The sequence below is a fragment of the Pedobacter sp. genome (genome assembly GCF_031119335.1).
GTDB lineage: Bacteria > Bacteroidota > Bacteroidia > Sphingobacteriales > Sphingobacteriaceae > Pedobacter.
The window spans coordinates 198,887-213,081 of sequence record NZ_JAVHXT010000001.1; the positions used below are offsets into that span (position 1 = coordinate 198,887).

A 14,195-nucleotide genomic window follows, 5' to 3' on the forward strand; every position below is an offset into this window, starting at 1 on the left:
GCTTTCCCCAACCTATAACCAAATATTGATTCACATGAAAAGAATTTTACTTTTAATGATTTTAAGCTGCTTTAGTGCAGTGGGGTTTGCGCAAGTTACCTATTACTGGGTTGGTGGCACTGCTCAAAGCAATATTAATGCTTCAGGCGTTTGGAAAACTAATCAAGATGGTACGGGCGATTCGAGAACAACACCGGCCGTAACAGATATTTTAATAGTAGATGGTACTAATATAGGAGGAGGGACACCTGCTACCGGCACTGTAACCATTAGTTTAAATACCGCAACAACCGCACAGGTAAAGCTAATAAATGGAGCTAATGTGGTATTGGTTAGAACAACGACAAACAATGGAACGTTAACTATTGCCAATAATACTAACTTGCAAGCGGGGCTTATTGTAGATGGAACTTCGTCTTTGCAATTAAATACCGCTAACGAGAATGGAAACATATATATTGAACTCTCATCAGTAGCTACTGCAAAAATTGAAGGGGCTATAAAAATGGTACAGTCTACCTTTGCAAATAGCCCGAAAATAACAAGCCGTACGGTAGGTGGCATAGTTTTTGGCCCTGGAGCTAGTTTAGAGTACAATAATACACACACTTCAGGCTATCCTTTTGGATCAGTAAATACGACTGATGGTAACTCTTCGAATAATGCCGTTGTTTTTCAGGCAGGTTCATCTTTAATACATAAAAGTGCAATTAACCCATTTGGGAACAACTCTTCCGCAAACATCATTGTATTTCAGCCTGGCAGCAATTTGGTGCTAGAGGCAGCTAATGTGGTGAATATGTTTAGTGGTAAAATATTGGCGAATGTAGAGGTTAGAAATAATGCAACCATAGATTTAGGCATAGGTAGTTCTGGTGAAAATTTTAACAAAATTGAAAATTTAACTATACGGTCTGGAGCTACCTTTAATATGAGATCACAAGGGGTATCACCTATTACTGGTAACATTTTGAATGATGGTTCGCTCGGTATTTCTGGTGCAGTTACAACTGCCCAATTGCTTTTTATGGGAACAAGCCCTCAAACTGTTTCAGGTAATGGCACCTTCAACAATCTCGGCGCCATTACCGTTGCGGCTGATGCCAATGTAATTTTGGGACATTCACTAAATATCGCAGGTGGTGGTCAATCATCGGTAATAGGTAAGCTTAATTTTGGCACTTATACCATTAATGGAGTAGGTACTGCTACCAATACTGGTCGTTTTCAATTTAGGACTGCGGCAATAACTAGCACTGTTGCAGCGACGATAACGAATGGTAGTAATTCAGTAACAGTAACAGATTTTTCGAATCTTAATGCTGTGATTGGCTTATTGGTAACTGGCGATCAAATACCACCAAATACGTATATTATTGGTACCAATTCTAATACTGGTACGTTTGCAATGTCAAATGCAGCGACGGGTAACGGTTCAAGTTTAACTTTAACAGGAAGAGCTGCAACGTGCGAAACTGCAAATATTGGGGGCATGGACGCCAGTATTATTGTCAATGCTAACGGAAATATCAATTTTGGCTCTGGAACAAACTGTATTTTTAATGCCAATACAACTACTCCATTTCCTACAACCGGTAGTGCATTTGGCGATGTAACTTTCAACGCTGCCGCAACAACAAATAAAGATATTGCCATTAATGGGAAGCTCACTTTAAATAATGTAAAATTAACAGTTCGTGAAGGTGATGAGGTAGTAATTGGCACTACGGGTTCTTTTGATGGTATATTCAATTCGTCTGCTTATGTAGCAACACAAGCAAATACTACAACCGGAGCAGTAGGTACATTAAAAGTTAACGGTCTTAATGCTGCAACATTAATCCCCGTAGGTACTACAACCCATTACACCCCTGTAACATTAAACCCAACTCTAGCTTCAAACTTCGATATCAATGTTTTTTCGGGTGCAACCGCAAATGCCATTCCAAATGGCACGGCTTTAACACCAGCACAAAAGCTAAGAATGGTAGATGCTGTTTGGAATATCAATCGTACTTCTGGTACTGGTGATGTAGACGTAACTTTAGGCTGGGATAATGCTTTAGAAGGAGCTGATTTTTCTGCTTTCGGAAATGCCCAAATTGGCATGGCAGCTTACACCAGTGGGGCTTATGGCACATTTACCGGTAGTGGAAATGCAGCTGCCAATACCGCAACGCTTACCACCAGTAATTTTTCTCCGTTTATAATTGGCGAAGCAAATACTACGCTACCGCTAACCTTAATCAGTTTTACTGCGAAGGAGAGCTTAAATAGCGTAAAATTAGATTGGAGAACTACAGACGAAGTTAATTTGAAGCATTATTTACTTCAGCATAAAGTAGGAGATAATTTCGTGGCAATCCAAACCGTACCCGCTAATAATAAAGCTGGGATTTTTAACTACAGTTATACTCATCTAAATCCTTTGGCTGGTGTAAATTACTATCGTTTAGTTGGTGTAGATTTAGATGGCACAACTCACGAAAGTGAAATTAAAGTGGTAAACGTAGCAGTAAATAAAATAGCTGTTTATCCAAATCCAGTAAGTCAAAAAAACATCAACGTTACTGGAGTGGTTAAAGGTGATGTAATTAAATTATTTAACATTCAAGGGCAGGTAATTGCTACTAAAACAGCAAGCGGTAATCAAGTTTTAGAGATCGATGTTCAAAATATTCAAGCAGGAACTTACATTTTATCGATAGAAAATGGCGGTAGGGTAACCAATACTAAAAAAGTAATTAAAATTTAAAGTTAGGCTTAAAACTTCGTTCGTTTGGTGACATCAACGCCAAATGAACGAATATGATTTAGAGGTAATTCCTAGATAATTTCATTTAAATTTGAAATAAATTTTAAATACTCAATTGAATGATTATTTTTGGTAAACCAATTAATTGGTCGACCAAATAGAAAAACCAAGGAATGAAATCGTTAATAGAAAATATTACAGCTATACAAGTTGAGTCGCCGGTTGACAAAATTATAGGACAATTAAAACAATTGATCATTTCTGGTCAGTTAAAACCTGGCGATAGATTGCCTGCAGAGAGAGTTCTTTCTGAGAGATTTGGATTAGGAAGAAGTTACATCCGCGAAGCGATATTAAAATTAGAGTTTTATGGGCTGCTAAAAACTAATCCTCAAAGTGGTACTTACGTGGCTGGCTTAAGCATCAATGTTATCGACAACATTATTTCAGACATTATCAAGTTTAACAAAGATGATTTCAATGCCTTAATAGAAGCTCGTTATCATTTGGAGTTAAATGCGGTAAAATTAGCTGCCGAACGTAGAACCGAAGAGGATTTAGAAAGTTTGAAGAGGGCTTTAGAAGATCACGAAAAAAAGGTGCGCAGCGGACAAGATGCTACAGAAGATGATATGATATTCCATATCAAAATTGCGAAGGCAACTAAAAATTCGGTATTAGAAACTATGATTTTGTTTATAGTACCAGATTTAATTAAAAACATTGTAGAAAGTAAGATTTGTGGTTACGATAGAGCAAAAGAGGCAATTGAAGGGCACAAAGCTATTTACGAGGCGATTAGAACGCGAGATGTGACTAAGGCCGAAGAAGCTATGGCGGGTCACCTAGATGAGATATGGCAAATTAGTAAAGCGGGCTTTGCTACACAAAATATAATCAACGAAACACAAGTATAATTCGAGAAATATAGGGCAATCCTAGCTTAATCAATTAAATATAATTTATAGCGTATGAACTACTTAAAAAAAGTGGTATTAGTAGCCTTTTGTGCCTTTTTTAGCGTGTCTTTAATGGCTCAAACACATCCAAGCCTAATGCTTACCAAAGCAAATGTGGCCGCTGTGCGTAAAGGAGTAGCTACCTATCCACTTTTGCGTCAATCTTATCAAACTGTAAAAAATGCAGCCGATAAAGCTTTGGCACAACCCATAGTAGTACCAATACCTAAAGATGGCGGCGGCGGTTATACTCACGAACAGCATAAGAAAAACTACAGCAATATGCTGAGCGCTGCTACCGCTTATCAGATATCTGGAGAAAAGAAATATGCAGATTACGTAAAAAACGTACTGTTAAACTATGCTTCGCAATATGAAAAATGGCCATTGCATCCTAAAAGAAAAAGCGAGGATGATGGTGGACGCATTTTTTGGCAAAGCTTAAACGACTTTGTATGGCAAATTTATACCATACAGGCTTATGATTTGGTTTATGACGGTTTACCTGCAACAGATAGGAAAACCATTGAAGAAAAATTGTTCGTGCCTATCTTAAAGTTCTTTACTGAAGATAGGTACGATGTCTTCAACAAAATCCATAATCATGGCACTTGGAACTTGGCTGCGGTAGGTATTACTGGCTATGTACTAAACAAAAGAGAGTATGTAGAAACGGCTATCAAAGGTTCTAACAAAGATGGAAAAACTGGTTATTTGGCACAAATAGACCAATTATTTTCGCCTGATGGCTATTACATGGAAGGTCCGTATTATCAACGTTATGCGTTGTTGCCATTCGTTTTATTTGCTAAGGCGATAAACAATTATGAACCATCACGTAAGATTTTCGATTATCGTGATCAATTGCTGTCGAAAGCAATCCAAACTTCTCTACAAACATCTTATACCGATAAAACTTTCTTCCCAATTAACGATGCCATTAAAGATAAAACCTACGAATCTATCGAGTTGGTTTACGGGGTAAATTTAGCTTATGCTGATATTAAACCAGAGGTTGATTTGTTAGACATTGCTAGGCAGCAAAACCGTGTCATCGTTTCTGATGCTGGTTTAAAGGTAGCTGCAGATTTAGCTGCTGGTAAAGCTGTTCCTTTCAAATATCAAACTTTGTTTATTAAGGATGGTGCAAAAGGAGAGGATGGCGGTCTAGGTATTTTGCGTAGCGGTGCAAATACAGATCAGCAAGCAGTGTTAATGAAAGCTGCTTCGCAAGGCATGGGACACGGTCACTTTGATAGATTGGGATTGTTGTTCTATGATAATACTACAGAAATCTTCCCAGATTATGGTGCTGCAAGATTTTTAAATATCGATACTAAAAACGGTGGAGGCTACTTGCCAGAGAACAACACCTTTGCAAAACAAACGGTAGCTCATAATGCCTTAGTGGTAGATCAAACTTCACATTTTAATGCCAAAGTAGGCCCTGCTGATAAAACTAGTCCGAATTTGTTGTACTTCTCTAACCAGCCAAATTTAAAAGTGGTTAGCGCCAAAGAGGCTAAAGCTTACGCTGATGTAACCATGATTAGAACATCTGCTTTGGTAAAAGTAGATGGCTTAGAAAAACCATTGTTAATTGATGTAGTGCAAGCGCAATCTGCAAAAAATCATCAATACGATTTGCCTTTTTGGTACAAAGGTCAGTTGGTAAACACCTCATTTCCTTTAGCTGCAAAAGCTGATGGTTTAACCGCTTTGGGAACAAAAAATGGTTATCAGCATATTTGGTTAAATGCCAGCAATAAATTAGAAGATAAAACTGGGTTGGTTGGCTTATTAAACAAAAATCGTTTCTATACCACTCATTTCGTATCAGATAATCCTTTAGAAGTGAAATTGGTTTCTATTGGCGCTAATGATCCGGAAATGAATTTGGTAGATGGAAAAGCATTTATGTTGAGCAGTAGTGGTCAAAATCAAACTTTTGCAAGCATTACTGAAACACATGGCGGTACAGATCCAATTAACGAAACGGTATCAGCAGCATTACCATCTATTAGCGACTTAAAAATCTTGAAATCAGATGAGCAACAAACGGTAATCAGTTTCAAGTTGAAGGACAAAACTTACACTTATCAAATTAACTACGCAGATAAACAGAATTATATTTCTTTTAAATAGCGGACAGGGGTTAGTGATCAGGTATCAGTTAACCGATTTAAACAATTAAGCAATTAAACAATATCAAGATATGCAAAGCGAATTATTTCAAATAGAAACAGAAACAACTTGGGAAGATTTAGGTAACGGTGTACAGCGTAAAATCTACGGTCACGATGATAAAATCATGTTGGTAAAAGCAAAGTTCGAAGCCGGAGCTATTGGTCCATTGCACGAGCACTACCATGTACAGGTTACTTACGTAGAAAGCGGTGTTTTTGAAATGACCATTGGTGATGAGAAAAAAATCATTAGAAAAGGTGATGGTTATTATGTGCCACCTCACGCTGTACATGGTTGCGTATGTGTAGAGCCAGGTATTTTAATTGATGTTTTCGCTCCTCACAGAGAAGATTTTATTAAGTAAAGGTCTCCCCTAACCCCTCCAAAGGAGGGGAAGGCAAATTGCTTAATGCACCCAATGTCCCCCTCTCCGAGGGGGATTTAAGGGGGGAGGAATGAGATGTGTCCACACGATAGGACTATTCGGGGGGTAGAGGGCAATGTCATTAAGTTAAGGATTATTTATAACGTTGGCGGGGACGCCAACATAAGAATATCCAGTGTTGGCGTCCCCGCCAACGCTTAACTTAATGACATTGGGGTAGAGGGAGGAAAAAGAAATAATCAGAAATAAAAAAATGAAAAAATTAATCATTAGCTGCTTCTTATTAGTAGCTGCAAGTTTTACTCAAGCGCAGGAAACAGCGGAGGTTAAGAAAGTAAGCTACCCAACTGGATATTCTGAGCAATTGAATGTGGTTTACACCAAAGCAGGTGATTGGGAAGGCAAAATGGATTTGTACTTAGCACCGAAAGAAAAAGGACCTTCTCCAATTGTAATCAACATTCATGGTGGTGGCTTTAATAAGGGAAATAAAGAGTCGCAAACTGGCTTTAACACTTTCTTTAAAAACGGCTATGCAGTGGCAAACATTGCTTACCGTTTGGTACAAGTTGCGCCAGCACCTGCTGCAGTAGAAGATACTCGTTGCGCTTTAATTTATCTCATCAAAAATGCGAAGGCATTAAATATCGACCCTAACAGAATTGTAATTATGGGTGGTTCTGCTGGTGGTCACTTGGCACTAATGGGCGGTTTGTTAGGTAACGACACCAAATTTGATGGCAATTGCCCAGGTGTTAAAGATGTAAAAGTAGCTGCTATTATCGATAAGTATGGAATTACGCACATCGGTGGCTGGGCAAGTCGTTCGGCTACTTGGTGGTTAGGTGATAAAGCTAAAGACCAAAAGTTCATCGAGTCGGTTTCTCCTTTGTTTCAAGTGAAGAAGAACAGTCCACCAGTATTTATTGTGCATGGAGATGCCGACCCAATAGTTCCTTACCAACAATCTGTAGACTTGAAAAAGAAACTGGACGAGTTTGGTGTAAAGAACAAATTCATCACAGTAGAAGGTGGTGAGCATGGCAAATTTCCGGCAGAAAAAAACTCGGAAGTTAATAAAGCTATCATCGATTTTTTAAAGGAACTAGGTATTCATAAGTAACAAAGGAGAGACTGCTTCGCAAAGCTCGCAGTGACGCTTTTTTGTTCGTCATTGCGAGGAAGAATGACGAAGCAATCTTTTAAGAATAGTAAGAATTAAAGCGTCAATGAAAAAGATCTTCAATATATATTTGGTTATGGCTGCTATTGTTATCTCAACTTTTGGGATGGGATATGCAATACAGCCTTTTTTGAAATCATCGAAACCAATTATTGTTGCAAATGCCGCTCAGTTGAAGAGAGCCTTGGCTACGGCTAAACCTGGAGATTCGATCATTTTGAAAGACGGTATTTACGAAGGCAAGTTTGTAATTGAAACAGATGCTAGTGGTACTAAAAATGAACCTATTGTACTTATAGGAACCAGAAATGCAATACTAGATGCTGGCAGTACAGAAACCGGATATGTGTTGTCTTTAAAAGCTAGTTATTGGAAGCTTAAAGGTTTTACCATGCAAAACGGATTGAAAGGTATAGTGGCAGATGGAGCGAATTACAATGTAATTGATGGTGTCTTTGTCACTCAGTTAGGCGAAGAAGGAATTCATTTCAGAACTTTTAGTAAACATAACATCGTTAAAAACTCAGAAGTAACGCATACAGGTAAGAAGAGGCCGGGTTATGGTGAAGCCATTTATATTGGTTCTGCCAACAATAACTGGGGAAGATATACTAACGGGAAACCAGATCAGTGCGATTCTAATCAAGTACTAAATAATAAGCTAGGACCTTATGTTACAGCTGAGTGTATCGATATTAAAGAAGGTACAACTGGCGGAATTATTATAGGAAACACTTTCGAAGCGCAAGGAATTACTGGAGAGAACAGCGCAGATAGCTGGATGGACATCAAAGGAAATCACTACCTCATCGAAAACAACATAGGAAACAATACACAACCATCAGTTTTAAAAGACGGTTACCAAGTTAACTGTGCCTACGAAGGCTGGGGTTCTTACAACAAGTTTAAAAATAATATCAGCAACATAAATGCTGATGGCTACGGGATAAACGTAAAACTGAAAAGTAGTAAGGGAGAAGCGGTAGGCAATGAGGTTTATGCTGATAATAAAGTGGTAAATGCTGCAAAAGGCATTACAAATATCGAACTGAAAAAAATTAAATTATGAAGGTAAAAGGCTTAAGATGGTGGATCATCGCCCTTATTGGATTGGCAACTGTAATCAATTATATAGATAGAAGTGCTATCAACATTCTTTGGCCTTATATCTATACCGAATTTGGTATTGCCGAGGCGGATAATAAAAGTGCATTGGCTTTAATTACCACTTTCTTTATGATAGCCTATGCTTTAGGACAAACTTTTACGGGCAAATTAATGGACGCCATTGGTACTCGTTTGGGGATGACCATATCGATCATTGGTTGGAGTATTTCTATCGCTCTGCATGCCTTTGCAAAGTCATTATTGTCGTTCAACATTTTTAGGTTCATGTTGGGTTTCAGCGAAGCTGGAAATTGGCCTGGCGCAACCAAAAGCAATGCAGAATGGTTTCCTGCTAAAGAAAGAGGGATTGCGCAAGGTATTTTCGGGGCAGGAGCATCCTTAGGTTCGGTAGTTTCAGCACCCATTATTGCCGCACTTTACTTAATTTTTGGTTGGAAGATGACCTTCGTGCTGATTGCGGTTTTAGGTTTCATTTGGATTATTCCGTGGTTGTACATTAACAAAGCTACGCCAGATAAACACCCTTGGATTACAGAAGAAGAACGTAACCATATTTTGGGCAAACAAGAGAGTGTTGCAGTAGAGGAAGTAAAGGAAGAAGCTCCGGTGCTGACTTGGAGAGAACTGCTGAAATTTAGAAATACTTGGGGTATCATTACCGGCAGGTTCTTTATAGATCCGGTTTGGTGGTTATTCGTGACATGGTTACCTACTTTCTTGAAAGAGCAATTCATGTTCGATATTAAGCAAATTGGTGCATTTACTTGGGTACCTTATTTATTTGCCGCTATTGGAAGTTTAGTTGGCGGTTATCATGCTTCGGTTCAAATAAGAAAGGGTGTTGCTGCGGCAAAAGCTCGTAAAAATGCCATTGCCGTAGGTAGTGTAATTATGTTGACAGCCTTGGTCGTTATCGTTTATCAATTAGATAGCCTAAAAGACACACCAATGTTTGCTATGGTTTTAATTGGGTGTACGTTATTCGGGTTTCAATACCTAATTGGCAATATCCAAACTTTACCAAGCGATTACTTCAACGGAAAAAATGTGGGTACTGTAGCCGGAATGGGTGGTACAGCAGCAGTTGCGGGTACTTTATTAACCACTTGGGCAGTTCCAGTAATTACACAAACAAGTTATGTATCATTCTTTGTGCTGGCAGCAGTATTGGTGCCGGTATCATGGTTGTGCATCAAATATATATCATCAAAAAAATAATATGAGTTTGGTGAGAACACCAAATGCTAGGCATAGAGAGGTTTTACATAGATGCTATTTAGTTAATAATTATTTCCACGTTGGCGAGGACACCAACATAAGAAATCTCTAGTGTTGGCGTCCTCGCCAACACTTAAACTGATGTAGCCGTCATAGGAGAAATTTTTTTAAAAGACTTATAAATAAAAAATTAAATACAATAGATTATGCGTTTAAAAAACAAAGTTGCGATAGTTTCTGGAGGTGCTAGAGACATAGGTAGGGCGGTTTCCTTACAATTGGCGAAAGAAGGAGCTAAAGTTGTGATCAACTATTTCGACAGCAAAGAACAAGCAGATGAAACCCTGAAGTTAATACAAGAGGCGGGCGGCGAAGGTATTGTTGTGCAAGCTGACATGACTAAAGCAGCCGAAGTAGAAACTTTGGTAGCTGAAGCTAGAAAAGCTTTCGGCGATGAAATTAACGTGCTAGTTAACGTTGTTGGTGGCTTGGTTGCTCGTAAAACAACAGCAGAAATGGACGAAGATTTTTGGGATTTTGTAATGAACGTAAACTTGAAATCTGTTTTCTTGGCGGTTAAAGCGGTTTCTCCGTTTATGCCAGCAGGTTCATCAATCGTTAACTTCTCGTCATTAGCTGCTAGAGATGGTGGTGGCCCAGGTGCAAGCGCCTATGCAACTTCTAAAGGTGCCGTAATGACTTACACAAGATCGTTAGCTAAAGAATTTGGACCAAAAGGTATCCGCGTAAATGCTTTAGCACCGGGTATGATTTCTACTACTTTTCACGATACTTTCACAAAATCTGAAGTAAGAACTAACGTAGCAAATGCAACTGCATTGAAAAGAGAAGGTGATGCTAAAGAAGTTGCTGATGTTGTAGCTTACTTAGCTTCTGATGAGTCGAGCTTCCTTACAGGGAATAACATTGACATTAATGGTGGCTTAGCATTTTCTTAATGCAATATCCACCTATTAAGCAGCTGAGTTAAAAAATAATTCAGCTGTTTTTCAACCAGTAAGAAAAATATCTTGGAGCACTAAAAAATAATTTTGTTCTCTAAGAATTAATCTTATATTTGGTAAACCAATTTTTGGTAAACCAATTTAAGAATTGAAATATTCTTAACCAATAACCAAATTATAACCAAATTACTGTATGAATAGAATTTACAATCGCGGTTTTCTGCTGCTGTTAATTCCCTGTTTTTTCTTAGCATGTTTTAATGCTAACGCACAAACTAAAACAAAGATTGAAGGTGTGGTTAGGGCAGTTGATGGAGAACCTCTTCAAAATGTTTCCGTAGCAGTTCGAGATACCAAAAATGGTGTAATGACCAATGAAAAGGGAGAATTTACAATTACCGCTGAAAAGGGTAAATTTTTGATGTTTAGCTATACCGGCTTCAAAACCAGACTTCAAATTGTTACAGATGCTAAAAAATTAGATATTGTTCTGGAAGAAGACATTAGTCTGATGGAGCAAGTTGTGGTAGTGGGCTATGGCACTCAAAAGAAATCTGCCGTTACGGGTGCGGTAAGTAAGTTGGTTAATACCAATTTAGACGAAATTCCTACCTCAAGATTAGACAATGCGCTAATTGGAAAGATAGCTGGACTTAGCGTACAAAATGTTTCGAGCGAGGCAGGTGCAGATCCCGTAGTAAGGGTTCGTGGGTTCAGCTCAATCAGTGCTAATTCATCTCCTTTGGTGGTAGTAGATGGATATCCTGTGCCAGATGGTCTATCCTTCGTAAATCCTCAAGATGTAGAGTCTGTAGAAGTGCTGAAAGATGCCGCATCGGCTGCTATTTACGGGTCAAGGGCAGCTAACGGAGTAATCTTGATCACTACAAAAAGTGGTACGCCAGATAGACCAAGATATTCGGTAAAAACATATTATGGTATACACGATGCCTATCAACTTTATCCAATTTATACTTTTTCCGAGTATGCAGATAAATTGTATAGAGAAGCAGCCCTAAGAGAAAATGATCCGTCTGTGCCAGCAAATAGGAAAAACCTAATTATGGATACAGAAATTGCATCGTATATTATTGAAAACCAGATTTCTGGACAAGCAACAGATTGGCAAAACTTAGCCTTACGAAATACTGCTTCTATTTATAACGTACAGTTAGGCATATCTGGTGGTAACAAAGATTTAAAATACTACATCTCTGGTAATATGCAAAAAGATCAGGGCGTAATGAATTATAGCCAAAACGATAGATTAAACGTAAAGGCAAAAATAGATGGAACTTTGAGCAAAAAGGCTAAGTTCAGCATCAATTTTAATCCATCATATATTAGCACTGTTCGTCCGGCGGCAAATTTTACAGATTATTTTAGGTTCCCTTCATTTCTTCCCGCTTATCATACCGAATTTACGGCAGCATTTGTTAGGCAAAATCCTCAATGGGCTAACATCTTGCCAGGAGATTACGCCGAAGCTAGGCATTTTAACCAGCTTACTTATTCGGGAACCTTACCAGATGGTAGTTTTTACAGAGGCTCAAACCCAGTAAGTCCTTTTAGTACACAAAATAATACGCCACTTTCTATTGCTTCTAGAATTGATATTACTCGAAATGTGTATCGCCTGCTTGGTGGTGGCGATTTCTCTTACCAGTTTACTCCAAAACTTACATTTAAAACATCTATTGGCGGATATTATACCCGACAAGAGGATAATAATTTTATTAAACGCAATGCTAGGCAAGATGGTGCAGTAAATGAAGCTACAGTAGCAGGAAGAGATTATAAAGATTTACTTTGGGAAAATACTTTGAATTATACCCATAAAAAAGGTAATCATAATTTTACAGGTTTGGCTGGTTATACTGTTCAGCAAACGTGGGTAGATAATTCAACTATCGTTGCAAGAGATTTTCCGACAGATAATTTTGAAACTCTAAATCAGGCGGCACAAATAGATCAGAATTTAACTCGTACACTTAAAGATAGAATTGGTTTGATATCTTATTTAGGTAGGATAACCTACGATTATAAAAATAAATATTTGTTGGCAACAAGTTTTAGAACCGACGGAAGCTCGTATTTTGCTGAAGGTAATAGATGGGGTATATTTCCTTCTGTTTCTGCAGGTTGGTTAGTGAGCAACGAAAAATTCATGTCTAAAGTAAATTGGATCAACAATCTAAAAATTAGATCTAGTTATGGTGCAACAGGTAACAATAGGATCTCCAGTTTTGCTTTTCAAGATTTATTATATCCTGCTAATTATGTTTTTGGGCCAGGTAGCGGTACGGTTAATCTAGGCTTGTCGCCCAATGGCAGTTTGCTTGCTAATCCAAATATTACTTGGGAAAGAACGTTCGAATCTAATACTGGCTTAGACATTGGCTTTTTACAGAACAAGTTTAGCTTAACAGTAGAGTATTACCATTCTATTACAGATAAGTTATTGTATAACCAGGCGGCACAATCTTTTACTGGTTCTAACGAATTCATTAACAATGCCGGTAAAGTTCGTAACCGAGGTATTGAAGTAGAATTTAATTCTGTTAATTTAAAAACAAAGAATTTTAACTGGTCTTCAACTTTAACGTTTTCAGCCAATAGAAACAAATTGTTGGCATTAGGAGGCGAGCCCTTCCAGTACAACTTTGGCGAACGAAATGAAATTTATGCTGCTATTGTAGGGCAGCCTGCTATACAATTTTTCGGTTACAAAACAGATGGTGTATGGGTATCTGATGCGCAAATTGCACAGGCTAGGGCAAATGGGCAAACATCTACACTTTCCAGATATTTTCAGGCTGGAGGTTTGAAATTTGTAGATATCAATGGCGATAATGTTATTGATGCTAATGATCGTACGGTTATAGGATCGCCGTTCCCAGATTTTCTTTGGGGTGTAAACAACACCTTCAAATACAAAGGATTTGATTTAAATGTGTTGGTACAAGGCTCGCAAGGTGGCAAGTTGGTTAACGGAGATCCAAACTATCTGGAGCATAGAAGGTATAACAAAGATTTTAATTCTGAAAACCGTTGGTTAAGTGAAATGTATCCTGGCGATGGCAAAACACCATATTATTCTAATGGCGAAAACTGGATGCTAACAGACTACGTGGTAGAAGATGCTTCTTATATTTCTGTAAGAACAGTGATACTAGGGTATACAATGGCTTCAAAAGCTGCAAAAAAAATGGGCGTAAATAGTTTGAGATTTTACAGCTCTGCTAACAACCTATTTTATTTTATGGGTAAAAACTACCGTGGAATTAATCCAGAAGCTAGAATGACATCATCTGCTTATGCCTCGCCTTTGATAGATGGCTATCAGAGAGGGTCGTTCCCATTAATAAGAACCTTTACTTTAGGTATAGATATCAATTTCTAAAATAGATAGAGA

At 38.1% G+C, this 14,195-nt stretch carries 9 protein-coding genes; all 9 read left to right on the plus strand.

Annotated elements, in window-relative coordinates; translation table 11 throughout:
• Nucleotides 1-34 precede the first annotated feature (34 nt).
• The 9 genes from REI64_RS00920 (at nt 35) to REI64_RS00960 (ending at nt 14,183) form a co-directional block, all read left to right on the plus strand.
• A complete protein-coding gene (locus tag REI64_RS00920) occupies nt 35-2,755 on the plus strand; it encodes a T9SS type A sorting domain-containing protein (RefSeq protein ID WP_308848198.1) in 2,721 nt (906 codons plus the stop codon).
• Nucleotides 2,756-2,928: 173 nt separating this feature from the next.
• Nucleotides 2,929-3,672, plus strand: coding sequence for a FadR/GntR family transcriptional regulator (locus tag REI64_RS00925; RefSeq protein WP_308848199.1), 744 nt, complete (start codon nt 2,929-2,931; stop codon nt 3,670-3,672).
• Nucleotides 3,673-3,726: 54 nt separating this feature from the next.
• A complete protein-coding gene (locus REI64_RS00930; protein ID WP_308848200.1) occupies nt 3,727-5,859 on the plus strand; it encodes a heparinase II/III family protein in 2,133 nt (710 codons plus the stop codon).
• Nucleotides 5,860-5,929: 70 nt separating this feature from the next.
• Nucleotides 5,930-6,265 (plus strand): cupin domain-containing protein, encoded by a 336-nt coding sequence (locus REI64_RS00935; RefSeq protein ID WP_308848201.1) that lies wholly within the window; start codon nt 5,930-5,932, stop codon nt 6,263-6,265.
• Nucleotides 6,266-6,539: 274 nt separating this feature from the next.
• Complete coding sequence (locus REI64_RS00940) at nt 6,540-7,409, plus strand: alpha/beta hydrolase (RefSeq protein ID WP_308848202.1); 870 nt, start codon at nt 6,540-6,542, stop codon at nt 7,407-7,409.
• 106 nt (nt 7,410-7,515) lie between these two features.
• Nucleotides 7,516-8,538 (plus strand): chondroitinase-B domain-containing protein, encoded by a 1,023-nt coding sequence (locus tag REI64_RS00945; RefSeq protein ID WP_308848203.1) that lies wholly within the window; start codon nt 7,516-7,518, stop codon nt 8,536-8,538.
• Nucleotides 8,535-9,815 carry an MFS transporter gene (locus REI64_RS00950; RefSeq protein ID WP_308848204.1) on the plus strand — a complete coding sequence of 427 codons (1,281 nt, stop codon included), beginning with the start codon at nt 8,535-8,537 and terminating at the stop codon, nt 9,813-9,815. The genes REI64_RS00945 and REI64_RS00950 overlap by 4 nt, the downstream gene beginning before the upstream one ends.
• Before the next feature lie 206 nt (nt 9,816-10,021).
• Nucleotides 10,022-10,774, plus strand: coding sequence for an SDR family oxidoreductase (locus REI64_RS00955; RefSeq protein ID WP_308848205.1), 753 nt, complete (start codon nt 10,022-10,024; stop codon nt 10,772-10,774).
• 199 nt (nt 10,775-10,973) lie between these two features.
• Entirely contained in the window at nt 10,974-14,183 is a 3,210-nt protein-coding gene (locus REI64_RS00960) for a TonB-dependent receptor (RefSeq protein ID WP_308848206.1), read from the plus strand.
• Nucleotides 14,184-14,195: the final 12 nt, after the last annotated feature.

Coding starts and splice junctions, on each gene's coding strand:
- REI64_RS00935 (WP_308848201.1), top strand. CDS start 5,930: ATGCAAAGCGAATTATTTCAAATAGAAACAGAAACAACTTGGGAAGAT.
- REI64_RS00940 (WP_308848202.1), top strand. CDS start 6,540: ATGAAAAAATTAATCATTAGCTGCTTCTTATTAGTAGCTGCAAGTTTT.
- REI64_RS00960 (WP_308848206.1), top strand. CDS start 10,974: ATGAATAGAATTTACAATCGCGGTTTTCTGCTGCTGTTAATTCCCTGT.
- REI64_RS00945 (WP_308848203.1), top strand. CDS start 7,516: ATGAAAAAGATCTTCAATATATATTTGGTTATGGCTGCTATTGTTATC.
- REI64_RS00930 (WP_308848200.1), top strand. CDS start 3,727: ATGAACTACTTAAAAAAAGTGGTATTAGTAGCCTTTTGTGCCTTTTTT.
- REI64_RS00925 (WP_308848199.1), top strand. CDS start 2,929: ATGAAATCGTTAATAGAAAATATTACAGCTATACAAGTTGAGTCGCCG.
- REI64_RS00950 (WP_308848204.1), top strand. CDS start 8,535: ATGAAGGTAAAAGGCTTAAGATGGTGGATCATCGCCCTTATTGGATTG.
- REI64_RS00920 (WP_308848198.1), top strand. CDS start 35: ATGAAAAGAATTTTACTTTTAATGATTTTAAGCTGCTTTAGTGCAGTG.
- REI64_RS00955 (WP_308848205.1), top strand. CDS start 10,022: ATGCGTTTAAAAAACAAAGTTGCGATAGTTTCTGGAGGTGCTAGAGAC.